23 protein-coding genes are annotated in these 26,542 nt (G+C 71.2%); 3 read left to right on the top strand and 20 right to left on the bottom strand.

All coding sequences use genetic code 11. The features are described from left to right. The 7 genes from ABZY33_RS32675 to ABZY33_RS32645 form a co-directional block, all read right to left on the bottom strand. Positions 1–93, bottom strand: a 93-nt coding sequence (locus tag ABZY33_RS32675) for a chorismate synthase (protein ID WP_351336173.1), incomplete at its 3' end; no start/stop codon positions are given. Positions 94–238: 145 nt separating this feature from the next. Beyond that, the gene (locus tag ABZY33_RS32670) at positions 239–1,072 is read right to left on the bottom strand and encodes a shikimate dehydrogenase (protein ID WP_356495331.1); all 834 of its coding nucleotides are present in this window, start codon (positions 1,070–1,072) and stop codon (positions 239–241) included. Continuing rightward, positions 1,053–2,759 carry an endolytic transglycosylase MltG gene (gene mltG / locus ABZY33_RS32665; protein ID WP_356495330.1) on the bottom strand — a complete coding sequence of 569 codons (1,707 nt, stop codon included), beginning with the start codon at positions 2,757–2,759 and terminating at the stop codon, positions 1,053–1,055. Before mltG ends, ABZY33_RS32670 begins: the two co-directional genes overlap by 20 nt. A 134-nt stretch (positions 2,760–2,893) precedes the next feature. Beyond that, complete coding sequence (ruvX, locus tag ABZY33_RS32660) at positions 2,894–3,358, bottom strand: Holliday junction resolvase RuvX (protein ID WP_356495329.1); 465 nt, start codon at positions 3,356–3,358, stop codon at positions 2,894–2,896. After that, a complete protein-coding gene (gene alaS / locus ABZY33_RS32655) occupies positions 3,358–6,030 on the bottom strand; it encodes an alanine--tRNA ligase (RefSeq protein ID WP_356495328.1) in 2,673 nt (890 codons plus the stop codon). The genes ruvX and alaS overlap by 1 nt, the downstream gene beginning before the upstream one ends. Then, complete coding sequence (locus ABZY33_RS32650; RefSeq protein ID WP_356495327.1) at positions 6,030–6,368, bottom strand: DUF6167 family protein; 339 nt, start codon at positions 6,366–6,368, stop codon at positions 6,030–6,032. Before ABZY33_RS32650 ends, alaS begins: the two co-directional genes overlap by 1 nt. A gap of 7 nt (positions 6,369–6,375) precedes the next feature. Further along, complete coding sequence (locus tag ABZY33_RS32645; RefSeq protein WP_356495326.1) at positions 6,376–6,822, bottom strand: DUF948 domain-containing protein; 447 nt, start codon at positions 6,820–6,822, stop codon at positions 6,376–6,378. A 198-nt stretch (positions 6,823–7,020) separates the two neighbouring features. On the opposite strand from ABZY33_RS32645, the gene ABZY33_RS32640 reads away from it, so the two are divergent. Further along, a complete protein-coding gene (locus ABZY33_RS32640; protein ID WP_356495325.1) occupies positions 7,021–9,231 on the top strand; it encodes an AAA family ATPase in 2,211 nt (736 codons plus the stop codon). Positions 9,232–9,262: 31 nt separating this feature from the next. Here the strand turns inward: ABZY33_RS32640 and rpsD are convergent, their stop codons facing one another. From rpsD to ABZY33_RS32615, 5 genes are all read right to left on the bottom strand, one after another. Then, positions 9,263–9,877: a 30S ribosomal protein S4 gene (gene rpsD / locus ABZY33_RS32635; protein WP_356495324.1), complete on the bottom strand. Its 615-nt coding sequence runs from the start codon at positions 9,875–9,877 to the stop codon at positions 9,263–9,265. 385 nt (positions 9,878–10,262) lie between these two features. Then, a complete protein-coding gene (locus ABZY33_RS32630; RefSeq protein WP_356495323.1) occupies positions 10,263–11,627 on the bottom strand; it encodes a replication-associated recombination protein A in 1,365 nt (454 codons plus the stop codon). Between the two features lie 63 nt (positions 11,628–11,690). Continuing rightward, the gene (locus tag ABZY33_RS32625) at positions 11,691–12,332 is read right to left on the bottom strand and encodes a vitamin K epoxide reductase family protein (RefSeq protein ID WP_356495322.1); all 642 of its coding nucleotides are present in this window, start codon (positions 12,330–12,332) and stop codon (positions 11,691–11,693) included. A gap of 140 nt (positions 12,333–12,472) precedes the next feature. Further along, complete coding sequence (hisS, locus tag ABZY33_RS32620; protein ID WP_356495321.1) at positions 12,473–13,735, bottom strand: histidine--tRNA ligase; 1,263 nt, start codon at positions 13,733–13,735, stop codon at positions 12,473–12,475. A 14-nt stretch (positions 13,736–13,749) separates the two neighbouring features. After that, the gene (locus tag ABZY33_RS32615; RefSeq protein WP_356495320.1) at positions 13,750–14,460 is read right to left on the bottom strand and encodes an MBL fold metallo-hydrolase; all 711 of its coding nucleotides are present in this window, start codon (positions 14,458–14,460) and stop codon (positions 13,750–13,752) included. A gap of 177 nt (positions 14,461–14,637) precedes the next feature. Here ABZY33_RS32615 and ABZY33_RS32610 point away from each other — a divergent pair, with 177 nt between their 5' ends. Both ABZY33_RS32610 and ABZY33_RS32605 read left to right on the top strand, forming a co-directional pair. Further along, positions 14,638–15,492, top strand: a complete 855-nt coding sequence (locus ABZY33_RS32610) for a peptidylprolyl isomerase (RefSeq protein WP_356495319.1) — start codon at positions 14,638–14,640, stop codon at positions 15,490–15,492. 135 nt (positions 15,493–15,627) lie between these two features. After that, positions 15,628–16,860, top strand: a complete 1,233-nt coding sequence (locus tag ABZY33_RS32605; RefSeq protein WP_356495318.1) for a DUF349 domain-containing protein — start codon at positions 15,628–15,630, stop codon at positions 16,858–16,860. A gap of 144 nt (positions 16,861–17,004) precedes the next feature. Here the strand turns inward: ABZY33_RS32605 and ABZY33_RS32600 are convergent, their stop codons facing one another. The 8 genes from ABZY33_RS32600 to ruvC form a co-directional block, all read right to left on the bottom strand. Next, positions 17,005–19,527, bottom strand: coding sequence for a RelA/SpoT family protein (locus tag ABZY33_RS32600; protein ID WP_356495317.1), 2,523 nt, complete (start codon positions 19,525–19,527; stop codon positions 17,005–17,007). Positions 19,528–19,697: 170 nt separating this feature from the next. Then, complete coding sequence (locus ABZY33_RS32595; protein WP_356495316.1) at positions 19,698–20,237, bottom strand: adenine phosphoribosyltransferase; 540 nt, start codon at positions 20,235–20,237, stop codon at positions 19,698–19,700. Between the two features lie 157 nt (positions 20,238–20,394). Beyond that, positions 20,395–21,513: a protein translocase subunit SecF gene (gene secF / locus ABZY33_RS32590; RefSeq protein ID WP_356495315.1), complete on the bottom strand. Its 1,119-nt coding sequence runs from the start codon at positions 21,511–21,513 to the stop codon at positions 20,395–20,397. Position 21,514: 1 nt separating this feature from the next. Then, entirely contained in the window at positions 21,515–23,308 is a 1,794-nt protein-coding gene (gene secD, locus ABZY33_RS32585; protein ID WP_356495333.1) for a protein translocase subunit SecD, read from the bottom strand. A gap of 148 nt (positions 23,309–23,456) precedes the next feature. Further along, positions 23,457–23,972: a preprotein translocase subunit YajC gene (yajC, locus tag ABZY33_RS32580; RefSeq protein WP_356495314.1), complete on the bottom strand. Its 516-nt coding sequence runs from the start codon at positions 23,970–23,972 to the stop codon at positions 23,457–23,459. 167 nt (positions 23,973–24,139) lie between these two features. Then, positions 24,140–25,213, bottom strand: coding sequence for a Holliday junction branch migration DNA helicase RuvB (gene ruvB / locus ABZY33_RS32575; protein WP_356495313.1), 1,074 nt, complete (start codon positions 25,211–25,213; stop codon positions 24,140–24,142). Positions 25,214–25,267: 54 nt separating this feature from the next. Beyond that, positions 25,268–25,879 carry a Holliday junction branch migration protein RuvA gene (ruvA, locus tag ABZY33_RS32570; protein ID WP_356495312.1) on the bottom strand — a complete coding sequence of 204 codons (612 nt, stop codon included), beginning with the start codon at positions 25,877–25,879 and terminating at the stop codon, positions 25,268–25,270. Continuing rightward, positions 25,876–26,424: a crossover junction endodeoxyribonuclease RuvC gene (ruvC, locus tag ABZY33_RS32565; protein ID WP_356495332.1), complete on the bottom strand. Its 549-nt coding sequence runs from the start codon at positions 26,422–26,424 to the stop codon at positions 25,876–25,878. The genes ruvA and ruvC overlap by 4 nt, the downstream gene beginning before the upstream one ends. Between the last annotated feature and the right edge of the window lie 118 nt (positions 26,425–26,542).

Here is a 26,542-nt window from a genome sequence, read left to right as displayed (position 1 = left end):
GGTGATCGGCACCCCGGCGGGAAGCCCCTCCAGCGTCGCCACAAGCGCGGGTCCGTGCGACTCCCCCGCGGTCAGCCAGCGCAACCTGCTCAACGATGCTCCTCATGCTCGCGCACTGCGTTCGGGCTCCATGGGCGGGCATCGGGTGCGCGGCCCGGCCCACCGTATGTCCCCGATCCTCCCATGGCCCGCGGCCGGGCCGTCGCCGCGTCCGCCCTCCGGACGCGGCGCCCGGCCGTCAGCCGAGGGCGCGCAGACCCGCCGCGCGCATCGCGGCGAGCACCGGCCGCGTCTCCCCCGTGAACTGCTCGAACTGGAAGACGGCCTGGTGCACGAGCAGGTCGAGACCGCTCAGTACGGGGCCGCCGCGCCGCTGCCAGGCCGCCGCGAGCGGCGTCGGCCACGGGTCGTACACCACGTCGAACAGGGTTCCCACCCGCTCGGGCACCTCGCCCGCCAGGTGGTCCGTGCCGCCCTTGGGTGTCGTGGAGATCACCAGCGGCTCCGCGAAGGCCGCTGCCGCGTCCGCCCAGTCGGCGGTGCGCACGGCGACACCGAGCCGCTCGCCCCAGCCCCGCATCTCCGCGGCCCGCCGCTCGCTGCGCACGTAGGCGACGACCTCGCCCGGGCAGACGCGCGCGAGCGCGGCCAGCGCCGACGAGGCGGTGGCCCCTGCTCCGAGGATCGCGGCCGACCCGACCTTGTCGACACCCTGTTCGTGCAGGGCGGCCACGAGCCCCGGGACGTCGGTGTTGTCGCCGGTCCGGCTCCCGTCGGGGTGGCAGACCACGGTGTTGACGGCCTCGACGGCGGCCGCGGTGTCGGTGACCGAGTCGAGCAGCGGGATCACCGCCCGCTTGAGGGGCATGGTCAGCGACAGACCGCCCCACTCGGGCCCCAGCGTCGCGAAGAAGCCCGCGAGGGCCGCCTCGTCGACGTCGAACCGGTCGTACGTCCAGTTCTCCAGGCCGAGCGCCGCGTACGCCGCGTTGTGCAGCTGCGGTGAGAGAGAGTGGGCGATGGGCGAACCGAGTACGGCGGCCCGGCGTGCGTCAGTTGCCCTGGCTTGCATTGAACTTGTCCCTCAGCCTCTCGAACTCGGCGTGTGTCTTCGCGAACTCGGTCTTCTCCATGCCGTCCGTGGCGACGAAGTACATCCAGCCGTCGGACGTGGGGGCGAGCGTCGCGGCGAACGCCTCGTCGCCGGGGTTGTCGATGGGCCCGGGTGGCAACCCCTTGGCCGTATAGGTGTTGTACGGGTCCTTGTTGCTGTGGATCTCGGACTCACCGATGTTGATGTTGCTCTGGCGCTTCAGGTAGTTGTACGTCGAGTCGAACTGCAGGAGCTGGTTGGTCTCCGTGTTCGTGGGCTTGAGGCGGTTGTAGACGACCTCGGCCATCTTGCGGAAGTCGTCGTGCGTCTTGCCCTCGGCCTGCACGAGGCTGGCCACGGTCAGCACCTGATAGGGGCTTTCGAGGTGGAGGCGGTCCGCCTGGCCCGCCAGGTCGAGCTTCGCGTACCGCTCATTGGCCTGGGAGACCATCTGCTTCAGCACGTCCTCGGGCTTCATGCCCTTGGCGACCGCGTAGCTGGACGGGAAGAGGAAACCTTCCAGCGGGTCCTTGACGTTCGCGTGACCGAGCGCCCAGTCGGGCAGCCCGAGGTTCTTGTAGTCGTTCTCGGCGACCTTGGCCGTGGTGCCCTTGGCCGCTTCGAGCTTCTTGTCGATCTCCTCGTAGACCCAGGCATTGCGCCGGCCCTCGGGGATGGTCAGGTTGGCCCGGCTCTTGGGGCTCAGCATGAGATCGACGGCGCTGGCCCCGGACATCTTCTTCTGCAGGATGTACGCGCCGGCCTGGATCGACTTGCCCTCGGAGTCCGCCGACTGGGCCGCGACGAACGCGTCGACGCTCTGCACGACGCCCGCCTCCTTGAGCGCCTGCCCGATGGCGTAGCCGCCCGCGCCCTTGGGGATGACGACGGTGACCTTCTCGCCGTTGCCCGCGCCCGCGTAGTCCGGCGCCGAGCCGAACTTGTCCTGGTAGAACTGGTAGCCGAAGTAGCCGACGCCGCCGACACCGGCCGCGAAGACCACGGTCAGGACGAGGCAGGCGCAGCCGCTGCGCCGCTTCTTCGGCTTCTTGCCGCCGCGGCCGCGCCGGGCGCCGCGGCCCTCCCGCTCGTCGTCGTCCTCGTCGTCGGCGCCGCTGAAGAACGCGTGCTCGCCCTGGTCGGGGCCCGCGTCCCAGTCGGTCTGTTCCGGCTCGGCTGCCCGGCGGCGGCCCGGGGGCTCGGGGGGCGGGTAGGCGCCGGGGGTGTCGTAGTAGTCCGGCTGCTCACCGCCGAACGCCGCGGGACCTCCCGTGGCGTAGGGGTCCATGGGATCGACGCCGTACGGGACCTGGCCGTGCCCGGTGCCGGGGTCCCAGCCACCCTGTCCCTGTCCCTGACCTGGTCCGCCGCCGTACGCCTGCTGTCCGTAGCCCGGGTCCCGCGGGTACCCGGCGTCCTGGCCGTACCCCTGGCCCTGCCCGTACCCCTGGTCCTGCCCGTAGGCCGGGTCCTGCCCGTATCCGGGCTGGTGGTCCGTCCCCCAGTCACCTTCGTAGGACTGCTGCGGCTGCTGCGGGTCGTAACTCCCCTGGCCGCCGTAGGCAGGCTGGCCGTGAGCGGCCTGCTGCCCCCACCCCTGGTCCCCGTACAACGGGTCCTCGGGGTGCCACGGTTCGGAGCCTTGGCCCCGGCCATACTCAGTCATCGATCCCCTACAAGCCGCGAGGCGGTGGGGAGCCCATGTGTCCGGTAGGTCAGGAGGGCAACCGTTCCGCCTCTTTCTGCTGTGCGGCAGCTGTTCGAACGCCACCGATCGCGCGGAACGTTACCGTATCGCGATCAGACAACCACTTCGACGCCCTCGCCCGGCGCACTTCCCGACGCCCGTTCGGACTCCAGGGCCTGCTGGAGGATGATGACGGCCGCCGCCTGGTCGATGACGGACCGGCCCTTCTTGGACTTGACGCCCGAGGCGCGCAGTCCCTGACTGGCCGTCACGGTGGTCATCCTCTCGTCCAGCAGCCGCACCGGCACGGGCGCGATGCCCCGCGCCAGCTCCGTCGCGAAACCGCGGACCTTGACCGCGGCCGGGCCCTCGCCCCCCTTGAGGGAGCGAGGGAGTCCGACGACGACCTCGATCGGCTCGTACTCCTCGACGAGCGCCCGCAACCGCCGGTGGGCGGCCGGGACATCGCGTCCCGGCACCGTCTCGACGGGGGTGGCGAGGATTCCGTCGGGGTCGCAGGAGGCGACCCCGATCCGGGCGTCCCCGACGTCGATCGCCAGCCGGCGGCCTCTGCGCATCAGTTGGCCGTCTCCGCGACCAGGCGCTCGACGGCGTCGATGGCGTCGCCGATCGCCGCCGCGTTCTGGCCGCCGCCCTGGGCGACGTCCGGCTTGCCGCCGCCACCGCCGCCGAGCGTCTTGGCGGCGGTGCGGACCAGCTCACCGGCCTTCAGGCCGCGGTCGCGGGCCGCGTCGTTCGTGGCGATGACCGTCAGCGGCTTGCCGCCCGCCGTGGTGAAGAGGGCGACGACCGCGGCGCGGCCGCCCTGGATGCGGCCCCGGACGTCGAGGACCAGCTTGCGCAGGTCGTCGGCGGAGGTGCCGTCGGGTACCTGGCCGGTGACGAGGGCGACACCGCGGACGTCCTTGGCGGAGTCGACGAGCCCGGCGGCGGCCTGGAGGACCTTCTCCGCGCGGAACTTCTCGATCTCCTTCTCGGCGTCCTTCAGCTTGCCGAGCATCGCGGAGATCTTCTCCGGCAGCTCCTCGCTGCGGCCCTTGACCAGCTCCTGGAGCTGGGCGACGACCGTGTGCTCCTTGGCGAGGAAGTTGTACGCGTCCACGCCGACCAGCGCCTCGATGCGGCGCACACCGGAGCCGATCGACGACTCGCCGAGCAGCTTGACCAGGCCGAGCTGGGCGGTGTTGTGCACATGGGTGCCGCCGCACAGCTCCTTGGAGAAGTCGCCGATGGTGACGACGCGGACGCGCTCGCCGTACTTCTCGCCGAACTCGGCGATGGCGCCCTGCTTCTTGGCGTCGTCGATCGACATGACCTCGGCCTGCACGTCGAGCTCGCGGGTCAGCACCTCGTTGATCTTCTGCTCGACGTCCCTCATCACGGCCGTGGGCACGGCGGAGGGCGAACCGAAGTCGAAGCGGAAGCGGCCCGGCTGGTTCTCCGAACCGGCCTGGGCGGCCGTCGGGCCGAGCGCGTCGCGCAGCGCCTGGTGCGTGAGGTGCGTCGCGGAGTGCGCGCGGGCGATGGCCCGGCGGCGGGTCACGTCGATGACGGCCTGCGCCGGGGCGCCGACGGTCACCTCACCGACCTGGACGACGCCCTTGTGGACGTAGACGCCGGGGACCGGCTTCTGGCAGTCGCGGACCTCGATGACGGCGCCGCTGTCCAGCTTGATGCGGCCGGTGTCACCGATCTGGCCGCCGCCCTCGGCGTAGAAGGGGGTGCGGTCGAGGACGACCTCGACCTCGTCGCCCTCGGTGGCGGCGGGCGAGGAGACGCCGTTGACCAGCAGGCCGACGACGGTGGACTCGCCGGTGGTCGAGGAGTAGCCGATGAAGTCGGTGGCGCCGGCGGCGTCCGCGATCTCGCGGTAGGCGCCCATGTCGGCGTGGCCGGTCTTCTTGGCCTGCGCGTCGGCCTTGGCGCGCTCGCGCTGCTCCTTCATCAGGCGCCGGAAGCCGTCCTCGTCCACGGACAGCCCCTGCTCGGCGGCCATCTCCAGGGTGAGGTCGATCGGGAAGCCCCAGGTGTCGTGGAGCAGGAACGCCTGGTCACCGGCGAGGACCGTCTTACCCGCGGCCTTCGTCTCGGAGACGGCGGTGTCGAGGATGTTCGTGCCGCCCTTGAGCGCCTTGAGGAACGCGGCCTCCTCGGCGAGGGCGACCGTCTCGATGCGCTTGCGGTCGGTGACCAGCTCCGGGTACTGCAGCCCCATCGTGTCGATGACGACGCCGATCAGGTCGTTCACCACCGGTCCGGTGGCGCCGAGGATGCGCATGTTGCGGATGGCGCGGCGCATGATCCGGCGCAGCACGTACCCGCGGCCCTCGTTGCCCGGCGTGACGCCGTCGCCGATGAGCATGGCGGAGGTACGGATGTGGTCGGCGACCACGCGCAGCGAGACGTCCGAGTCGTGCTTGTCGCCGTAGCGGACACCGGTCAGCTCGGTGGCCTTGTCCATGACGACGCGCAGGGTGTCGGTCTCGTACATGTTCTGGACGCCCTGGAGGATCATCGCGAGGCGTTCGAGGCCGAGACCGGTGTCGATGTTCTGCGACGGCAGGTCACCGAGGATCTCGAAGTCCTCCTTGCCGATGCCCTGGCCGCGCTCGTACTGCATGAAGACCAGGTTCCAGATCTCCACGTACCGCTCGTCGTTGACGATCGGGCCGCCCGCTTCGCCGAAGTCGGGGCCGCGGTCGTAGTTGATCTCCGAGCAGGGGCCGCAGGGTCCGGGGACGCCCATGGACCAGAAGTTGTCCTTCTTGCCCAGGCGCTGGATGCGCTCCTTCGGCACGCCGACGACCTCGTGCCAGATCCGCTCGGCCTCGTCGTCGTCGAGGTACACGGTGATCCAGAGCTTCTCCGGCTCCAGGCCGTAACCACCCTTGTCCTGGGGCGTGGTGAGCAGCTCCCAGGCGTACGTGATGGCGCCTTCCTTGAAGTAGTCACCGAAGGAGAAGTTCCCGCACATCTGGAAGAACGTGCCGTGGCGGGTGGTCTTGCCGACCTCTTCGATGTCCGGGGTGCGCACGCACTTCTGCACGCTGGTGGCGCGCGGCGCGGGCGGCTTGACCTCACCCAGGAAGTACGGCTTGAACGGGACCATGCCTGCCGGGACGAGCAGCAGAGTCGGGTCGTCCGCGATGAGCGACGCCGAGGGCACGACCTTGTGGCCACGCTCCTCGAAGAAGCTCAGCCAGCGGCGACGGATTTCTGCCGACTCCATCAGTGGTCCTCATTCCGGTTGGTGTAGTGCGTGTTCTCGATGTGCTTGGGCGGCGTCCTGCCGTCCTGGTCGAGGAGGGCGAAGCGGCGCTCGGGCAGCTCGCCGGCGACCGGTCCGGTCAGGCCGAGCGCGTCGCCGAGCTCGGCCTCGCGGTCGGCCATGTTGGCGCGGACGTCGAGGGCGAAGTCCTTGAGCCGGTGGCCGGCCTCGACCGCCTTGTTGGCGGCCTGGACGGCGAGGCTCTCGGGCGACAGCTGCTTGATCTTGCGGTTGACCTTGGTGGTGGCCCACACGCCGGCGGTGGCGCCCGCGGTGAACCAGAACGTACGACGGAACATCGCTGGGTCAGTCCCTCTTATTCCGGTTGGCCCGCTTGGCCCGGCGCGCCCCCGGGACCTGACGTCCCACGATCACGGTGCGGCGGGTCTGCTGGGCGGGGGCGTCCTTGGTGCGGCCGCCGATGGCCCGGCGTACGCCGTAACCGAACGCGGCCACCTTGACCAGCGGACCCCCGAAGGTGGAGGCCACGGTGGAGGAGAGCGCCGACGCGTTCGACGTGACTTCCTGGACGTCGGAGGCGATGGCGTCGACCCGGTCGATCTGCGTCTGCGCGGAGCGCACCGCGGCGGAGGCGTCGGCGAGCAGCGGGACGGTCTGTTCGGTCACGTCCGCGACCAGCTTGGTGGTCGCCCTGAGCGTCTGGGCCAGCCTCGCGAGCGCCACCGCGAGGAAGGAGACCAGGATCGCCCAGAAGACAGCCACCAGGATCCCGGCCACCTCTCCACCGGACACTTGGCACCGCTCCCTAGCTCTGCACTCTTCGCCGTCTGTCACCGACCTGCCGAGCGGCCGCTGCCGATCATCGAAAAGTCGTCCCCCGAGCCTATCGCGCCCCGCCCCGCTCTCCGTACCGCATTCCGGCGCCGCCCGGCACCACTTCGGCCGGACCGATTGTACGCAGTGCGTACGGATGGGTACGCTCCGTGCCTGATGCGACGCTCTACGCCGCCCGCCGGTCCGCCGGCCGGGCCTCCACGCCCCGGAAATCTGCCCCACGAGCTGAACCGTTTCGTCGGCCGCCGGGCCGAACTCGGTGCCTTGCGCAGGACGCTGGGGGCGGCGCGTCTCGTGACCGTGACCGGAGCCGGCGGCGTCGGCAAGTCCCGGTTCGCCGCGCAGGTCGCGGCCCGGCTGCCCCAGCGGCTGCGCCCGGACGGGGTGTGGCGGGTGGAGCTGGCGCCGGTGCGCCGGCCGGAGCTGGTCGAGTACACGGTCCTGGAGGCGCTCGCCCTGACCGACCACACCACGCGGGCGCCCCGCGAGGTCCTGGTCGACCATCTCGCCGAGCGGCGGCTGGTGCTCGTCCTCGACGGGTTCGAGCATCTCGTGGACGCCTGCGCCCCCCTCGTCCGGGAGCTGCTGCGGGCCGCGCCGGGGCTGCGGGTCCTCGCGGTGGGCCGCAGGCCGCTGGCGCTGGAGGGCGAGCGGCTGTTCCCGCTCTCCCCGCTGACGCCGCAGGACGCGGTGGAGCTGTTCGCGGACCGGGCCAGCGCGCTGCTGCCCGACTTCCGCCTGGACGACGGTTATCAGGTCGATGTCCAGGAGGTGTGCCGGCGCCTGGACGGCCTGCCGCTGGCGGTGGAGCTGGCGGCCGGGCGGCTGCGGGCCCTGTCGCCGGGCCAGCTGGTGGAGCGCCTCGACGACCGGTTCCGGCTGCTGACGGGCGGCTGCCGGGACGCGCTGCCGCGCCACCACACGCTGCGTACGGCGATCGGCTGGAGCCATGAGCTGTGCACGGCCGAGGAGCGGCTGCTGTGGGCGCGCCTTTCGGTCTTCGCCGGCCCGTTCGACCTGGAGGCGGTCGAGTACGTCTGCGCCGGCGAGGGGCTGCCCGGTGACGCCGTCCTGGACGTGCTGCACGAGCTGCTCGCGCAGTCCGTGGTGGTCCGCGAGGAGGCGGCGGCCGGGGTGCGCTACCGGATGCTGGACACGGTGCGGGCGTACGGCGCGGGGTGGCTGGAGCAGAGCGGCGACGGCCGCCGGATGCGGCGCAGGCACCGCGACTGGTACATGGGGCTCGCGACCTGGTGCGAGCTGGACTGGTTCTCCCCGCGCCAGGGCGAGGTGGCCGACCGGATCGACGCGGAGCTGCCGAATCTGCGCGCCGCGCTGGAGTTCTGCCTGACCGAGCCGGGCGAGACGCACCTGGGCCAGTACCTGGCGGGCACGCTGTGGTTCTACTGGGCGGGCTGCGGACGGCTGACGGAGGGCCGGCACTGGCTCGACCGCAGTGTCGACCTGCACGAGCCCCCGGACGGCGAGGAGCCCTTCGCGTACGGCGCCTCGCGCCTGAAGGCCCTGTGGGTGCTCGGTTACGTGGCGATCCTGCAGGGCGACACCGTGCCCGCCCTGGCCGCGCTCCAGGAGTGCCGGGAGGAGGCGGAGCGCGGCGGCGACGCGACGGCGCTGGCGTACGCGGTGCACCGCACGGGCTGTCTGGCGCTGGTGACGGACGACCTGCCGCGCGCCGAGCGGCTGCTGCGGACGGCGCTCGACAGCTACCGCGAGATCGGCGAACTCAACAGCAACGTGCTGATGGGCCAGGTGGAGCTGGCGATGGCGGTGGCGTTCCAGGGCGATCTGACGCAGGCCGTGGCGCTGTGCGAGGACGTCCGGCAGGTCTGCGAGGACCACGGGGAGCGCTGGACCATGGCGTACGCGCTCTATGTCCTGGCGTACGCGCGGTGGTACCAGAGTGATCAGGCCGGGGCCCGCGCGCTCCTGGAGGAGTGCCTGGCCATCGACCACGAGTTCCACGACCTGCTCGGCACGGTCCTGGCGATGGAGCTGCTCGCGCTGGTCACGCTGGCGGAGGGGGACGCCGCGGAGGCGGCGGTGCTCCAGGGCGCGGCGGGCGGCATCTGGCCGTCGGTGGGGCTGCCGCTGTTCGGCTCGGGCCACTACAACGCGCCGCACCAGCTCTGCGAGGCGCGGGCCCGCGCGGCCCTCGGCGACGCCCGGTTCGAGGAACTGGCGCGGGCGGGCGAGCGGCTTGGGCACGACGAGGCCGTGGCCCGGGCCCTTCGCCGGGGCGAGCCGGAGCGGCCGGCCGCACTGGTGCGCTTCCCGCGGCCGAGCACCCCCCAGACGCGAGAACCCGCCGCCTCCCCCACCGCGAACGGCGGGGAGACGACGGGCTGAAACGCAGGTGGGTCCTACGTCCGCTGGTTGATCAGCGGGCGTAGTACTCGACGACGAGCTGCTCGTCGCAGATCACGGGGATCTCCTTGCGGTTCGGGTCACGGTCCAGCCGGAAGGCCAGGGCCTTCAGGTTCACCTGGAGGTAACGCGGGGTCTCGCCGTCGGGGGCGAAGCCACCCTCACGCGCGACCTGGAACAGCGGCTTCTCACGGCTGCGCTCGCGGACCATCACGACGTCGTCGGGACGGACGCGGAACGACGGCTTGTCGACCTTGCCGCCGTTGACCTCGATGTGGCCGTGGACGACCATCTGACGGGCCTGGTAGATCGTGCGGGCGATGCCCGAACGCAGCAGCAGCGCGTCCAGACGGCGCTCCAGCTCGATGACCAGGGCCTCGCCGGTCTTGCCTTCGGCCTTCTTGGCGCGGTCGTAGGCGCGGGCCATCTGCTTCTCGCTGATGTCGTACTGCGCGCGCAGACGCTGCTTCTCCAGCAGACGGACCTTGTAGTCCGAGTTCTGCTTGCGGCCGCGGCCGTGCTCGCCCGGCGGGTAGGGGCGGGCCTCGAAGTACTTGACGGCCTTCGGGGTCAGCGCGATGCCGAGGGCACGCGACTTCTTGACCTTGGGGCGGGACTGGTTCGTCATGAACCAAACACCTCATGTTTCTGATGCGAATACGGCTTCACCAGGGTTCGGGGAGGTCGCATCCGCAGTCCGGGAAACCCTTCACGTCACAAGGACGGGCAGGGCAGCCGCTCCCGGGGCTGGGCACATACGTGCAGCACGCGAGTGGCCCACCGACCTGGGTCCCGGGGTGCGGGAGGGTGGTGGGCTGCCCGCGACACCTTCGACGGTGCGCGACGCTCCTGGATCCCCTTGCCTCACGGTGTGGGGGATCCGGCTGGATGTCCCGCTCTGGTGGTGCCGGTCTCCCTTTCGGGACACCGGGCGCGGGACGCAGCACTTCGCAGGAGTCTACCGGATGCCGCGGGCGCGGAGCACCGCGCCCGCGGCGGCGGGCCGGGCCGGCTCAGCCGCCCGCTTCGCCGCGCAGCCGCTCCCGGACCCGCTCCACCACGTCCGCGTACCGCGCCTCCGCGCCGTACCGCGTGGGCTCGTAGTACCGGCGTCCGGCGATGGCGTCCGGCGCGTACTGCTGCGCCGCGATACCGCCGGGCACGTCGTGCGGGTACACGTAACCCTGCGCGTGGCCGAGCTTGGCGGCCCCCTTGTAGTGGCCGTCCCGCAGGTGGGGCGGGACCGGTCCCGCGAGCCCCTTGCGGACGTCTTCCATGGCGGCGCCGATGGCCGTCGTCGCCGCGTTCGACTTCGGGGCCAGCGCGAGCGCGATCGTGGCGTGGCTCAGGGTGAGGGCGGCCTCGGGGAAACCGATCATGGCGACGGCCTGCGCCGCGGCGACCGCCGTGGGCAGCGCCGTCGGGTCGGCGAGGCCGATGTCCTCGCTGGCCGAGATCATGAGGCGGCGGGCGATGAACCGCGGGTCCTCGCCCGCCTCGATCATGCGGGCCAGATAGTGCAGGGCCGCGTCCACGTCCGAGCCGCGGATGGACTTGATCAGGGCGCTCGCCACGTCGTAGTGCTGGTCGCCGTCGCGGTCGTACGTCACCGCCGCGCGGTTGACGCTCTCCTCGACGGTCTCCAGGGTGATGGCCGCCTCGCCCTTGTCGAGGGCGGCGCCGGCGGCGGCCTCCAGGGCCGTCAGCGCGCGGCGCGCGTCCCCGCCCGCGACGCGCAGCAGATGCTGCTCGGCGTCCTCGTCGAGGCTCAGGGCGCCGCTCAGGCCCCGCTCCTCGGCCAGTGCCCGGGCGAGCAGGCCGCGCAGGTCGTCGTCGGTGAGCGATTCGAGGGTCAGCAGCAGGGAGCGGGAGAGCAGCGGGGAGATCACCGAGAAGTACGGGTTCTCCGTGGTCGCCGCGATCAGCGTCACCCAGCGGTTCTCCACGGCGGGCAGCAGCGAGTCCTGCTGGGCCTTGCTGAAGCGGTGGATCTCGTCGAGGAAGAGGACGGTCTCCTTGCCGTGGCCGCCCATCGCGCGCCGGGCGCCCTCGATGACGGCCCGGACCTCCTTGACGCCCGCGGTGATGGCGGACAGCTCCACGAACCGCTTGTTCGTCGCCTTGGAGACGACGTACGCCAGGGTCGTCTTGCCGGTGCCGGGCGGGCCCCACAGGATCACCGACGACACCCCGGCCGGCCCCGATCCCGACGCGCCCTCGCCGACCAGGCGGCGCAGCGGCGAGCCCTGCTTGAGCAGGTGCTGCTGGCCGACGACTTCGTCGAGGGTGCGGGGGCGCATCCGGACGGCCAGGGGACTCGCGGACGGGTCCTTCTCCTGGCGCTCTTCGGCTGCGGCGGTGAACAGGTCGGGCTCCACGGGGAAAACCCTATGTCACGGCAGTGACAACGCCGCGGGCGGCGGCTTTTCCCGGGGCCGGGGTCAGGCCCAGAGCTTGTCGCCCCAGCGCGTGAAGATCAGCACGGCGATGACGCCGATGTGCACGACGGGCAGCGCCCAGGTGAAGTCCGCGAAGAACGTCTTGAGCCAGCGCGGGGCCGGCAGGAAGTCGTGGCGGACGTTGAACGACGTGACGTACCAGAACATCAGGATCGTGGCGACCCAGGCGAGGGAGCACCACAGGCACAGCGCGTTGATCCGGTACAGCGACTCGAACTGCAGCCAGGTCACGAAGCCGACGCCGAAGAGACAGCCCGCGTTGAAGACGAGCCAGTACCAGCGCGGGAAGCTCGCGCGGGCGAGCAGGCTCATGCCGACGCAGATCACGATGCCGTAGGCGACGAGGCCGAGCATCGGGTTCGGGAAGCCGAAGACCGACGCCTGGTCGCTCTTCATGATGCTGCCGCAGGAGATGACCGGGTTGATGGAGCAGCCCGGCGTGAAGTTCGGGTCCTCCAGCAGCTTGAACTTGTCGAGCGTGATGACCCACGCGGCGAGGACGCCCGCCGCTCCGGTGATCACCAGAAGCAGCGCGAACGCGCGGCTGCCGCCGGCGGACCGCGCGGCGCCGGTGTCGCGGCTGACGGTCTCGCTTGCTGACGCGGTCCTGGTCGTCTTGCTCATCACGCCGATCCGTAGGTGAGGGGTCGAGCCTCGGGCAGGGCCATTCTGCCGTACAGGGGCCGCCGTTCACCGTTCGATCGGCATAAGCACCGGCGGTGGGCGGGGTCCGGAGGCCGCCCCGGACCCCGCCCAGCGCCGCATCAGCCCAGCTTGTCCTTCAGGACGGTCACGATCTGCGCCACGGCGACCGCGCTCTGCTCGCCGGACTCCATGTCCTTGAGCTGCACGACGCCCTCGGCGAGATCGCGCTCACCGGCGACGAGCGTGTACCGGGCGCCCGAGCGGTTGGCGTTCTTCATGGCGCCCTTGAGCCCCTTGCCGCCGAACGAGAAGTCCGCCGAGATCCCGGCCCGGCGCAGCTGCGTCACCGTGCTGAAGAGCACGCGACGCGCCTCGTCGCCGAGCGGCACCGCGAAGACGCTGGTGGTGGCGGGCAGTTCGAGCGCGATGCCCTCCGCCTCCAGGGCGAGGACCGTGCGGTCGACGCCGAGGGCCCAGCCGACGGACGGCAGCGAGGGGCCGCCGATCATCTCGGAGAGGCCGTCGTAGCGGCCGCCGCCGCCCACCGCGGACTGCGAGCCGAGCCCGTCGTGGACGAACTCGAAGGTCGTGCGCGTGTAGTAGTCGAGGCCGCGTACGAGCTTCTCGTCGTCCTCGAAGGCGACGCCCTCGGCGAGCAGCAGCTCGCGCACCTGCTCGTGGTAGGCCTTGCACGCGTCGCACAGGTAGTCGCGCAGCGAGGGCGCGCCCACGAGCTGCTTCTGCACGTCGGCCCGCTTGTCGTCGAGGACGCGCAGCGGGTTGATGTCGGCGCGGCGCAGCGTCTCCTCGTCGAGGTCGAGGCCGCGCAGGAACTCCTGGAGGGCGGCCCGGTAGACGGGGCGGCACTCCTTGTCGCCGAGCGAGTTCAGCAGGATGCGGAAGTCGCGCAGGCCCAGCGAGCGGTACGCCTGGTCGGCCAGGATGATCAACTCGGCGTCCAGGGCCGGGTCCTCGGCCCCGATCGCCTCGGCGCCGACCTGGGAGAAGTGGCGGTAGCGGCCCTTCTGGGGGCGCTCGTAGCGGTAGTACGAGCCCGAGTACCAGAGCTTGACCGGGAGGTTGCCCGCCTTGTGCAGGTTGGCCTCCAGGGCCGCGCGCAGCACGGAGGCGGTGCCCTCGGGGCGCAGGGCCAGCCGGTCGCCGCCCTTGGTCTCGAAGGCGTACATCTCCTTGGTGACGATGTCGGTGGACTCGCCGACACCGCGGGCGAACAGCTCGACGTTCTCAAAGCCGGGCGTCTCGATGTAGCCGTAGCCGGAGGCGCGCAGCGGTCCGGAGATCGCCTCGCGCACGGCGAGGTACTTCGCGGAGTCCGGCGGGATCAGGTCGTACGTGCCCTTGGGGGCCTGAAAGGTGCTCACGGAAGGTCTTCTCGTCACATTCCTCGTCGGGGAGCCTCGGTCGAGGGTCCCTGGCCGGCGGCCACCTGCCGCAGATACGGGTTGGTGGCGCGCTCCTGGCCGATGGTCGTCTGGGAGCCGTGCCCGGAGAGCACCACGGTCGAGTCGTCGAGCGGCAGGCACACGCGGGCCAGCGATTCGAGCATGTCGTCCATGGAGCCACCGGGCATGTCGGTGCGTCCGACGGAGCCGGCGAAGAGCAGGTCGCCCGAGAAGAACACCGGCGGGATCTCCGCCGTCTCGGGCATCCTGAAGGCCACCGACCCCTTGGTATGGCCGGGCGCGTGGGCGACGGTGAGGTCGAGCCCGGCCAGCCGCAGGGACGCGCCGTCGGACAGCTCCCGTACGTCGTCGGGCTCCCCCACGGTGAGTTCGCCCATCAGCGGCATCCCGATGGAGCGGCCGATGCCCTTCTCCGGGTCGCTCATCATGTAGCGGTCGGCGGGGTGGATCCACGCGGGCACGTCGTGCGCCCCGCAGACCGGGACGACCGAGGCGACGTGGTCGATGTGCCCGTGGGTGAGGACGACCGCGACCGGCTTGAGCCGGTGCTTCCTGAGCGCTTCCTCGACTCCCTGGGCGGCCTGATGGCCCGGGTCGATGATCACGCACTCCTCACCCGCGGCGGGGGCGACCAAATAACAGTTGGTGCCCCAGGCCCCGGCGGGGAACCCGGCAATCAGCACGATCGTCCTTCGTATGTCGTCGAGTCGGCGTCGGTACGGCGTCCGAGCCACGGAATGCGGCAGATCAGAGCCTACCGGCGCTGCCGAATCCACAGCGAACCCATATACGGTACGGGGCACCGGCCGGCGGCCCGGCCCGCTCACACAAGGTCACGAGACGTACGAGGAGAACACGCGGTGGTCAGCAAGGATCAGCGGCAGCGTCAGCTCGCCCGGGAGAAGTTCCTGCGCCAGCAGCAGCGGCGCGAGTCCGCGCGGCGCAAGGCGCGCACCCGCAACACCGTGATCGCCGCGGTACTCGCGGTGGCCGTCCTCGGCACGGGTGGCGCGTACGCCGCCGGCGCCTTCAAGAGCGACGACAAGAAGACCAGCGCCGGCAGCGAGCCGAGTGCGAGCCCGTCGGCGTCGAAGGCTCCGGACCCGTGCGGGAAGCCCGCCGCGGGCAAGGCGAAGACGGCTACCTGGAAGAAGGAGCCGGCGATGACCATCGACACGTCGGCCACATACGCGATGAAGCTCGCCACGACCTGTGGCGACATCACCGTCGACCTGAAGGCGAAGGCCGCCCCGCACACGGTGAACTCGTTCAACTACCTGTTGGGCAAGGGTTTCCTGGACCACACCAAGTGCCACCGGCTGACCACCGAGGGGATCTACGTCCTGCAGTGCGGTGACCCGACCGGCACCGGCCAGGGCGGCCCCGGGTACACGATCCCGGACGAGAACCTCAAGGACGCCTCGCTCAAGAAGGCGGAGAAGCAGCAGGGCACGCAGCTGTACACGTTCCCGGCGGGCACCATCGCGATGGCGAACACCGGGCAGAAGCACACCGGCGGCAGCCAGTTCTTCCTCGTCTACAAGGACAGCAAGCTCCCGGCGACGTACACCCCGTTCGGGACCATCTCCGACTCCGGGATGAAGGTCCTCGACAAGATCGCGAAGGCGGGTGCGCAGCCGGCCGACCAGACCACCGGGAACACCGCGCCGAACGCGACGGTGGTGATCGACAAGGGGACCGTGACCAAGTCCTGACCTGCCCGAGGCCAACTTCGGTCGTGCGGGATGCGGACAGCCGCCCCGCCGGTCGCCTATGTTGGCGGTGACGAAACTGTGGACGATGCCCGGGGGCCCACGAGTCTCCCGCCGGCATCATGTGGAGGAGGCGCTGTGAGCAGCGACCCGTGGGGCCGCGTCGACGAGACGGGGACCGTGTACGTGCGGGCGGCCGACGGCAGTGAGCGAGTCGTCGGTTCGTGGCAGGCAGGCTCTCCTGACGAGGCCCTGGCCTACTTCAAGCGCAAGTACGACGGTCTGGTCGTCGAGATCGGGCTCCTCGAGCGCCGGGTGCGGACGACGGACCTGTCGGCCAAGGACGCCTCGGCCGCGATCGAGCACCTGCGCGAGCAGGTCACGGACGCGCACGCGATCGGCGACCTGGACGCGCTGGGCAAGCGGCTGGACAAGCTGGTCGAGACGGTCGAGTCGCGTCGCGAGGAGCGCAAGGTCCAGAAGGCCAAGCAGTCCGACGAGGCGCGGCACGCCAAGGAGGCGCTGGTCGTCGAGGCGGAGGAGCTGGCCCGGTCCGAGCAGTGGCGGGCGGCCGGCGAGCGGCTGCGTGCCCTGGTGGACATCTGGAAGGGGCTGCCGCGGCTCGACCGCAAGTCGGACGACGAGCTGTGGCACCGCTTCTCGCACGCCCGGTCGGCGTTCTCCAAGCGCCGCAAGGCGCACTTCGCGTCGCTGGACGCGCAGCGCGAGGACGCCCGCAAGGCCAAGGAGGCGCTGGTCGCCGAGGCCGAGGCGCTGTCGGACTCGCAGGACTGGGGCGCCACGGCGGCCCGGTACCGCGAGCTGATGACGGACTGGAAGGCGGCGGGCCGCGCCCAGCGCGAGCACGAGGACGACCTGTGGAACCGCTTCCGCGGCGCCCAGGACGTGTTCTTCGCCGCGCGCAGCTCGGTCTTCGCCGAACGCGACGCCGAGCAGGGCGAGAACCTCAAGCTCAAGGAGGAGCTGGCCGCCGAGGCGGAGAAGCTCCTGCCGGTCGGCGACCTGAAAGCGGCCCGTGCCGCGTTCCGCTCGATCAACGAGCGGTGGGAGGCCATCGGCCACGTGCCGCGGGACGCCCGCCCGAAGGTCGAGGGCCGGATGCACGCGGTGGAGCGCGCCCTCCAGGAGTCCGAGGAGACCGAGTGGCGCCGGACGAACCCGGAGGCGCGGGCGCGTGCCGCGGGCCTGACCGGTCAGCTCCAGGCGGCCGTCGACAAGCTGACGGGGCAGATCGAGCAGGCGCGTGCGCAGGGCAACACGGCGAGGGCCGACAAGTTGCAGCGTGAGCTCGATGGGCGGCAGGCGTTGCTGGACTCCGCGCTCAAGGGGCTTGAGGAGTTCGGCGGCTGATCAGAGCCGCACCAGAGCGGGCCCGGGCTTCTGTGAGCCCGGGCCCGCTCTTTTACGCCTTTGCGTCTGCCGTGTTCCGCTCGTCGTGCGAGTGCCCGCCGTCGGATCTTCTCGCGCGGTTCCCCGCGCACCTGCGACGGCCCGTTACGGCCTTCGCGCCGACGTCACCCGGTACACGTCGTAGACGCCCTCCACTCCCCTGACCGCCTTCAGGACGTGGCCCAGGTGCTTGGGGTCGCCCATCTCGAAGGTGAAGCGGGAGGTGGCCACCCGGTCGCGGGAGGTCTGCACGGCCGCGGACAGGATGTTCACATGCTGGTCGGACAGGACGCGGGTCACGTCGGAGAGCAGCCGTGAGCGGTCGAGCGCCTCGACCTGGATGGCGACCAGGAAGACCGAGGACTGGGTGGGCGCCCACTCCACTTCCAGGATGCGCTCGGGCTCGCGGGACAGGGAGTCCACGTTGACGCAGTCGCTGCGGTGGACCGAGACGCCGCTGCCGCGGGTGACGAAGCCGATGATGGGGTCGCCGGGCACGGGCGTGCAGCAGCGCGCCAGCTTGACCCAGACGTCGTCGACGCCCTTCACCACGACGCCCGGATCGGCGTTCGAGCGGCGCTTGGAGCGGCCGCGCGAGGGGGGTGCGCTCTCCGCGATGTCCTCGTTGGCCGCCTCCTCGCCGCCGAGCGCCTGGACGAGCTTCTGGACGACGGACTGGGCCGTGACATGGCCCTCGCCGATCGCGGCGTAGAGCGAGGAGATGTCGGGGTAGCGCATCTCGTGCGCGAGCGTGACCAGGGAGTCGCCGGTCAGGATGCGCTGGATCGGCATGTTCTGCTTGCGCATGGCCCGCGCGATGGCGTCCTTGCCCTGCTCGATCGCCTCGTCGCGGCGCTCCTTGGAGAACCAGGCGCGGATCTTGTTGCGCGCGCGGGGCGACTTGACGAAGCCGAGCCAGTCCCGGGAGGGACCGGCGCCGGCCGCCTTGGAGGTGAAGACCTCGACGAGGTCGCCGTTGTCCAGGGTCGATTCGAGCGGCACGAGCCGGCCGTTGACCCGGGCCCCGATGGTGCGGTGCCCGACCTCGGTGTGGACCGCGTAGGAGAAGTCGACGGGGGTGGCGCCCGCGGGGAGCGCTATGACGTCGCCCTTCGGGGTGAAGACGAACACCTCGTTGCGCGACAGGTCGAAGCGCAGGGACTCCAGGAACTCACCCGGGTCCTCGGTCTCCTTCTGCCAGTCGAGCAGCTGGCGCAGCCACGCCATGTCGTTGAGGTGGTCGTCCTTGCCGGTGGTCCGCGGCTGGTCCGAGCGCACCTTGGAGGCGCCGGCGACGGCCTCCTGCTTGTACTTCCAGTGCGCGGCGATGCCGTACTCGGCGCGGCGGTGCATGTCGAACGTGCGGATCTGCAGCTCTACCGGCTTGCCGTTCGGTCCGATCACCGTCGTGTGCAGCGACTGGTACATGTTGAACTTGGGCATCGCGATGTAGTCCTTGAACCGCCCCGGAACCGGGTTCCAGCGGGCGTGGACCGTGCCCAGCGCCGCGTAGCAGTCGCGGACCGTGTCGACGAGGACGCGGATGCCCACCAGGTCGTAGATCTCCGCGAAGTCCCGGCCGCGGACGATCATCTTCTGGTAGACGCTGTAGTAGTGCTTCGGGCGGCCGGTGACGGTCGCCTTGATGCGGGCCGCGCGCAGGTCGGACTGGACCTCGTCGGTCACTATGGCCAGGTACTCGTCGCGCTTGGGCGCGCGCTCGGCGACGAGCCGCACGATCTCGTCGTACATCTTGGGGTAGAGAATCGCGAACGCGAGGTCCTCCAGCTCCCACTTGATGGTGTTCATGCCCAGGCGGTGGGCGAGCGGCGCGTAGATCTCCAGGGTCTCGCGCGCCTTCTTCTCCTGCTTCTCCCGCTTGAGGTAGCGCATGGTGCGCATGTTGTGCAGGCGGTCGGCGAGCTTGATGACCAGGACGCGGGGGTCCTTGGCCATGGCGACGACCATCTTGCGCACGGTCTCGGCCTGCGCCGCCTCGCCGAACTTGACCTTGTCGAGCTTGGTGACGCCGTCGACGAGGAGGGCGACCTGGTCGCCGAAGTCACGGCGCAGGGTGTCGAGGCCGTACTCGGTGTCCTCGACCGTGTCGTGCAGGAGCCCGGCCATCAGGGTCGCCGGGTCCATGCCCAGCTCCGCCAGGATCGTCGTCACGGCGAGCGGGTGCGTGATGTACGGATCGCCGCTCTTGCGCTTCTGGCCGCGGTGCCAGCGCTCCGCGACCTGGTAGGCGCGCTCGATCTGGCGCAGCGTCGACGTCTCGATCTTGGGATCGTTGCCGCGCACTATCCGCAGCAGCGGCTCCAGGACCGGGTTGTACGGGTTCGAGCGCTGCACGCCGAGGCGGGCGAGACGGGCCCGGACCCGGTTCGAGGAGCCGGAGCGGGCCGCGGGCTGGTTCGCCGCGGCGCGGATCGCGGGCGGCGGGGTGGCACGCGACTGGTCGGCCGCGGGCTCGGGGCGTGGCCGCTCGGCCGCCTTGCCGCCCGGGGCGCCGCCGGACTGCGCGGGACCCTGGCCGCTCTTCGCGGGCGTGCCGGAGGGAGCCGCGGCCTGGTCGGCCTGCTGGTCGGGCTTGGCGGCGGTGAGTGGCTTGGCCTCGTCTGGCAACGGCGCTCCTCGTGCACACGGGTCCCCGATGCGGGGTCCCGGAGACTCCATGGTATCGATCCGGCGGCCGCCGAACATATTCGGCCGGTGGGACGCCCTGTACGCGAGGAACGCCCGAGCGGGGCGCCGGATTCCTCCGGGACCGCCGCCACGGCCGCGACCTGCGGTTCCTACACGACGAGCAGCGTCTCCAGGGGGGCACCCCGCAGCGCCGGTTCCAGCCGGTCGCGGCCGGGCAGGAAGCCCAGCTCCATCAGGACGGCGACGCCGGCCACCTGCGCCCCGGCCCGCCGGATCAGGTGCAGCGCCGCCTCGGCGGTGCCGCCGGTGGCCAGCACGTCGTCGATGACCATGACGCGGTCGCCCGCCGACAGGTCCTCGGCGTGCACCTCGATCTCCGCGGACCCGTACTCCAGGTCGTAGCGCTGCGCCAGCGTGGCACCGGGCAGCTTGCCCGCCTTGCGTACGGGGATGAAGCCGAGGCCCGCGCGGACGGCGACGGGGGCGCCCAGGATGAAGCCGCGCGCCTCCAGGCCGACGACCTTGGTGGCGCCGTGGCGCACGCACAGCTCGGCGAGCGCGTCGGTGAGGGCGGTGAAGGCGGCGGGGTCCGCGAGGAGCGGAGTGATGTCCTTGAACATCACGCCCGGCTCCGGATAGTCGGGCACGTCCCGGATACGGCTGAGGAGCAGGTCCTTGATATCGGTCATTTCTGCACCTCAGGGCAGGTAAGCGAGCGTCGCTCAACAGGATGTTCGGTGGGTTCGCGCGCACGAAACCCTAGCAGCCGCCCGGGCCGGGAACGACGCGGGCGCCAGGAGCCCTGAGGCTTCCTGGCGCCCGTGTGACGCGCTGACGGTGTGCTGATCAGTGGCGCTTGCCCGAGGGGCGGCCGCGGCCGCGGTTGCGGGCGGGCTGCGTGCGCGGCCCGGCACCGGCCGGAGCCGCGTCCTGGGCGTCGCCCTCCTGCCCGGCATCGGCCTGGCGGCCCACCACGGTGGCGTTCTCGGCCTGTGCGGCGGCCGAGGCCCGCTTGGCGAGCACCCGCTTCTTGAGGGCCTTCATCTTCGGCTCGCGCTCCTTGAGGTCGGCGACCAGCGGAGTGGCGATGAAGATCGACGAGTACGCACCGGCGGCGAGGCCGACGAAGAGCGACAGGGAGATGTCGTTCAGCATGCCGGCGCCGAGGAAGCCGCCGCCGATGAAGAGCAGGCCCGCGACGGGCAGCAGCGCCACGACCGTGGTGTTGATCGACCGCACCAGGGTGCTGTTGATCGACCGGTTGGCGATGTCGCTGTAGGTCCACCGCGTCTGCTTCTCGATGCCCTTCGTCTGCTCCTTGAGGGAGTCGAAGACGACGACCGTGTCGTAGAGCGAGTAACCGAGGATCGTGAGCAGACCGATCACCGTGCCCGGCGTGACCTCGAAGCCCACCAGGGCGTAGATCCCGACGGTGATGGTGATGTCGTGGATGAGCGCCACCAGTGCCGCGAACGCCATCCGCCACTCGAAGGCGATGGCCAGGTAGATCACCACCAGGACCATGAAGATGGCCAGACCCTGCCAGGCCTTGTTGGCGATCGTGTCGCCCCAGCTGGGGCCCACCAGGTCGGCGTTGATCTTGTTGGCGTCGATGCCCATGTCCTTGGACAGCTCGGCCGCGATCTGGTCCGACTTGCCGGTGTCGATGCCCGCGATCTGGACGCGCAGGCCGCCGGTGCCCAGCTCCTGCACGATCGCGTCGTGGCCCGACGCCTTCTCCGCGTACTCCTCCGCCTTGGCGGCCGAGACGCTGGTCTTGGGCGTCGTGAAGACGGCGCCGCCCTCGAAGTCGATGCCCATGTTCAGGCCGCGCACCGCGAGGCCGAGGATGGCCGTGATGGTGATCAGGATCGAGACGCCGTACCAGATCTTGCGCTTGCCGATGAAGTCGTAGCCGACCTCACCGCGGTAGAGCCTGGCGCCGAGATTGCCGAGCTTCGACATCTCACGCCTCCTTCGGGTCGACAGGGCCGGCGGCGGACGCGGTGCTGCGGCGGGTGGAGCGCCGGCGCAGCGGAGGCTGGGCACCGAGGCGCTTGGGGTCGAGCCCCGACCACTTGCTCCCGCCGGAGAAGAACTTCTTGCGGGCCAGGATCGTCATGAGCGGCTTCGTGAAGAGGAAGACCACGACCACGTCGAGCAGGGTGGTCAGACCGAGCGTGAACGCGAAGCCCTGCACCTTGCCGACGGTCACGATGTAGAGCACCGCCGCCGCGAGGAACGACACGAAGTCGGAGACGAGGATGGTGCGCCGCGCGCGCGGCCAGGCGCGCTCGACGGCGGGCCGCACCGAGCGGCCCTCGCGCACCTCGTCCCGGATCCGTTCGAAGAACACGATGAACGAGTCCGCGGTGATACCGATGGCCACGATGGCACCGCAGACGGCCGGCAAGTTCAGCGCGAAGCCGATGGCCGGGCCGAGCAGCGTCATGAGGGTGTACGTGAGGATGCCGGAGGCGACCAGCGAGGCGAGGGCGATGACCGACAGGCCGCGGTAGTAGACCACCAAGTAGATGATGACCAGGGCGAGGCCGATGGCGCCCGCGATCAGGCCGGCGTGCAGCTGCTCGCCGCCGAGGGCCGCGGTCACCGTGGTGACGCTCTGCTCGTGGAAGGTGAGCGGCAGGGCGCCGTACGACAGGACGTTGGCCAGGTCCTGCGCGGACTCCTGGGTGAAGCTGCCGGAGATCTCCGCGTTGGCGCTCAGCGTCGAGCTGACGCTGGGGGCGGAGACCACGTCGCCGTCGAGCACGATGGCGAACTGGTTCATCGGCGACTGCTGGTCCTTGAGCTTGCTGGTCGTCGCCGCGAACTTCTTCGAGCCGCCGCCCGTGAAGTCCATGTTGACGACCCACGCGCCGGACTGCTGATTGATGACGGCCTGGGCCTTCTTGACGTCCTTGCCATTCACCTCGGAGGCGCCGAGGACGTACTTCTCCCACTGGCCCTGCGAGTCCTTGCCGCAGGCGATGATGGAGTCCTCGGGCTTGGCCCCCTCGTTGACCTTCGTGCGGGCCGCCTTGTCGGTGCAGTCCAGTTCCGTGAACTTCTTCTGCAGGGCGGCGGTCGCCGGGTCGGCGGAGGGCGGCGCGCTCGACGACGGCGTCGGGGACGCCTTGTCGTCGGCCTTGGCGCTCGACGAGGCGCTCGGCGACGCGTCGGCCTTCAGCGCGTCGGTGACGGCTCGGCCCTGGGACGTGGCCGTGGCGGACGGCGTGGCAGAAGCCTTGTCGGTCGCCTTGTCGGTCGCCTTGTCCGTGGCCTTGTCGGTCACCTTGTCGCCGGAGGAGGCGCTCGGGGACGGGCTGGCCGTCGCGTTGCCGGCCGGTGCGCCGGCGGCCACCGTCAGGACGGGGCGGAAGTAGAGCTGAGCGGTCGTACCGACCTGCTCGCGCGCCTGCTTCTGGTTCGTGCCCCGCGGGATGTTGACGATGATGTTGTTGTTGCCCTGCGTCTGGACCTCGGCCTCGGAGACACCCATGCCGTTGACCCGGCGGTTGATGATGTCCGCCGCGGTGTCCATGTTGGTCTTGTTGATCGCGTTGGGCCGGCCCGGCTCGTTCTTGGCCTCCAGCGTGATGCTGGTGCCGCCCGCGAGGTCGATGCCGAGACGCGGCGTGAACGTACCGGAGAGGAACATCCCCCCGACGAGCGCCACCATGATGATCACGATCAGGCTCAGGGCGCGCCCGGGCTTGCTCTGTGAGCCTGCCCCTCGGCCCTTAGTAGGTGTGGCCACCTTCTCGTACTCCCTCTCCATCCGCCCGCGGCGGGGATCGCTGCCCCGACCTGCACGGACGGCCATGAAATGGTCGTAAATCCACGCGGGTCACGCACGGACCGCGGCCGCGGCGACGCAAGCGGTCGCCCCGCGGCTGCGGTCGTGACTACTTCGCGTCGGACTCGCCGTCGGTCTTCTTCGGCTCGGCCTCGGCGGCCGGCTCGGCCTCGACGACGGGCTTGGGCTCGGCGGGCTCGGCCGCGGCGGCGGGCTTCTCCGCCTCGTCCTTCTTGCCGAGGTCGATGCGCGCGACGTCGGCGCTCTCGTCGGTCCCGGTGAGGGAGGACGCGTCGTCCGGCACGACGGCCGAGCCGGTCAGCTCGTCGTCCTCGGAGGCGTCCACGCCGTGGACGATGCGGTTGTACTCGTCGTCGGAGAGCACCGCACCGATCGCGTTCTTCGCGAACATGAGGTGCACGCCGGGGCCGGCGTCCAGGAGGACCGTGTCCTCGTTGACCTCCTTGACCGTGGCGTACATGCCCCCGATCGTGCGGACGCCGGAACCGGGCTGCATGTCGTTGCGCATCGATGCGGCCGCCTGCTGCTTCTTCTTGGCAGAGCGGGTCATCAGGAACATGGCCCCGATGAGCACGATGAACGGGAGGAGGGTCACGAGACTCACGGGTGGGAACTTCCTTCAGGCGACCGCGTCGGAGAACGGCCTTGTCGGTTTCGGGGGTGCACCGTCGCTGTAAAAGGCGACCGTCGGCGGAGTCTAAGCGAGTCCGCACTGTGGGAACAACGCTCAGCATGGCACCGGGGTTCCAGGCCCGGCGAGCACCCGCGCCGTCACGCCCCGAAGAGGTCCCCTTGTCCGGTTGCGCCCGCTCGCCCCTGGGGCGGGGTGAGCCCCAGGTGGGCCCAGGCGGCGGGGGTGGCGACCCGGCCGCGGGGCGTGCGGGCCAGCAGCCCCTCGCGGACGAGGAAGGGCTCGGCGACCTCCTCGACCGTCTCGCGCTCCTCCCCCACCGCGACGGCGAGCGTCGACAGGCCCACCGGTCCGCCGCCGAACAGCTTGAGGAGCGCCTCCAGGACGCCGCGGTCGAGCCGGTCCAGGCCGCGGCCGTCCACCTCGTAGACGGCGAGCGCGGCGCCGGCGATCTCCCGGGTGACGGAGCCGTCCGCCTTGACCTGGGCGTAGTCACGGACGCGGCGCAGCAGCCGGTTGGCGATGCGCGGGGTGCCGCGGGAGCGGCCGGCGATCTCGGCGGCGCCGGCCGGGTCGATCTCCACGTCGAGCAGGCTCGCGGAGCGGTGGATCACCCGCTCCAGCTCGGGCGGCTCGTAGAACTCCATGTGCGCGGTGAAGCCGAAGCGGTCGCGCAGCGGGGGCGGCAGCAGGCCCGCGCGCGTGGTGGCCCCGACCAGGGTGAACGGGGGCAGCTCCAGCGGGATGGCGGTGGCACCGGGGCCCTTGCCGACGATGACGTCGACGCGGAAGTCCTCCATCGCCATGTACAGCATCTCCTCGGCGGGCCGGGACATGCGGTGGATCTCGTCGAGGAAGAGGACCTCGCCCTCCTGGAGGGAGGAGAGGATCGCGGCGAGGTCGCCCGCGTGCTGGATGGCGGGGCCCGAGGTGATGCGGATCGGGGCGCCCATCTCCGCGGCGATGATCATGGAGAGGGTGGTCTTGCCGAGGCCGGGGGCGCCGGAGAGCAGGACGTGGTCGGCGGTGGCGCCGCGCGCGCGGGCGGCGCGCAGCACCAGGTCCAGCTGCTCCCTGACCTTCTCCTGGCCGATGAACTCGCCCAGGTCCTTGGGGCGCAGGGCCGCCTCGACGGCCTGGTCCTCGCGGTCGGCGACGGAGTCCACGAGCCGCTCGGGGTCCGGCGCCGCGTCGGTCGGGTCGTCCCAGTTCATTACGTGTGCCTCGCGTTGCGGGTTCGAAGTCGGGCGGGTCGGGCGGGCGGACGGCTAGCGGGTGCGGTTGAGGGTCTGCAGGGCCGCCTTGAGGAGCTGCCCCACCTGCGGGGTGCCCTCGGCCGCCTCGGCCTGCGGGGTGACCGCCGCCACCGCCTCGTCGGCCTCCCGGGTCGCGTAGCCGAGGCCGATCAGCGCGGCGTGCAGCTGGTCGCGCCAGCCGCTGGTGGTGGGGGTGCCGATGGCGGGGCCGCCGGTGCCGAGCGGTTCGCCGAGGCGGTCCTTCAGCTCCAGGAGCAGCTTCTGGGCGCCCTTCTTGCCGATGCCGGGGACGGCGGTGAGCGCCTTCTCGTCGCCGGTGGAGACGGCGCGGCGCAGGGCGTCGGGGCTGTGCACGGCGAGCATGGCCTGGGCGAGGCGCGGGCCGACGCCGCTGGCGGTCTGGAGCAGCTCGAACGTCTGCTTCTCGTCGTCGTCCGCGAACCCGTACAGGGTGAGCGAGTCCTCCCGTACGACGAGGGAGGTGGCGAGCTTGGCCTGCTGGCCGAGGCGGAGCGTGGAGAGGGTGTTCGGCGTGCACTGGACGGCCATGCCGACCCCGCCGACCTCGACCACCGCGGCGTCGGGGGCGAGCGCGGCGACGGAGCCGCTGACGAAGGCGATCATGCGGTACGGCCTTTCGGTGCTTCGGGTGCGCGAGCCGCGTGCTGCGCCACGGCTTGCTGGAGTCTGTTCTGTGCGGGGGCGCGCCAGATGTGGCAGATGGCGAGGGCGAGCGCGTCGGCCGCGTCGGCCGGCTTGGGCGGCGCGTCCAGCCGCAGCAGCCGGGTCACCATGGCGCCCACCTGGGCCTTGTCGGCGCGGCCGCTGCCGGTGACGGCGGCCTTGACCTCACTGGGGGTGTGCAGGGCGACGGGCAGGCCGCGGCGGGCCGCGCAGAGCATGGCGACGGCGCTGGCCTGGGCGGTCCCCATGACGGTGCGCACATTGTGCTGGCTGAACACCCGCTCCACGGCGAGGAGTTCGGGCTCGTACTCGTCGAGCCACCGCTCGATGCCCTGCTCGATGGCGACCAGCCGGTGGCCGAGCTCGGCGTCCGGGGGCGTGCGCACGACGCCGACGCCGTGCATCGTCAGCGGGCGCCCCGCGACCCCCTCGACCACGCCGACCCCGCACCGGGTAAGACCCGGGTCCACGCCCAGCACGCGCACGCCTCGCCCCCACTTCCCTCGCCTGTTCGTGCAGGCTATCGGCTGCCACTGACAAAGCGGCGGGCCGACGGGCGTGAAGTTCTTCAACTGGACGGGCACGATGCTCAAGGGCTCGCTC

This window comes from Streptomyces sp. NPDC006552, assembly GCF_040611655.1.
Lineage (GTDB): Bacteria > Actinomycetota > Actinomycetes > Streptomycetales > Streptomycetaceae > Streptomyces.
This window is presented reverse-complemented; position numbering and strand designations above follow the sequence as displayed.

Coding starts and splice junctions, on each gene's coding strand:
- ruvX (WP_356495329.1), bottom strand. CDS start 3,358: ATGCGCAGAGGCCGCCGGCTGGCGATCGACGTCGGGGACGCCCGGATC.
- alaS (WP_356495328.1), bottom strand. CDS start 6,030: ATGGAGTCGGCAGAAATCCGTCGCCGCTGGCTGAGCTTCTTCGAGGAG.
- ABZY33_RS32650 (WP_356495327.1), bottom strand. CDS start 6,368: ATGTTCCGTCGTACGTTCTGGTTCACCGCGGGCGCCACCGCCGGCGTG.
- ABZY33_RS32640 (WP_356495325.1), top strand. CDS start 7,021: ATGCGACGCTCTACGCCGCCCGCCGGTCCGCCGGCCGGGCCTCCACGC.
- mltG (WP_356495330.1), bottom strand. CDS start 2,759: ATGACTGAGTATGGCCGGGGCCAAGGCTCCGAACCGTGGCACCCCGAG.
- secF (WP_356495315.1), bottom strand. CDS start 21,513: ATGTCGAAGCTCGGCAATCTCGGCGCCAGGCTCTACCGCGGTGAGGTC.
- ABZY33_RS32595 (WP_356495316.1), bottom strand. CDS start 20,237: ATGACCGATATCAAGGACCTGCTCCTCAGCCGTATCCGGGACGTGCCC.
- ABZY33_RS32670 (WP_356495331.1), bottom strand. CDS start 1,072: ATGCAAGCCAGGGCAACTGACGCACGCCGGGCCGCCGTACTCGGTTCG.
- ABZY33_RS32625 (WP_356495322.1), bottom strand. CDS start 12,332: ATGAGCAAGACGACCAGGACCGCGTCAGCAAGCGAGACCGTCAGCCGC.
- rpsD (WP_356495324.1), bottom strand. CDS start 9,877: ATGACGAACCAGTCCCGCCCCAAGGTCAAGAAGTCGCGTGCCCTCGGC.
- ruvB (WP_356495313.1), bottom strand. CDS start 25,213: ATGAACTGGGACGACCCGACCGACGCGGCGCCGGACCCCGAGCGGCTC.
- ruvA (WP_356495312.1), bottom strand. CDS start 25,879: ATGATCGCCTTCGTCAGCGGCTCCGTCGCCGCGCTCGCCCCCGACGCC.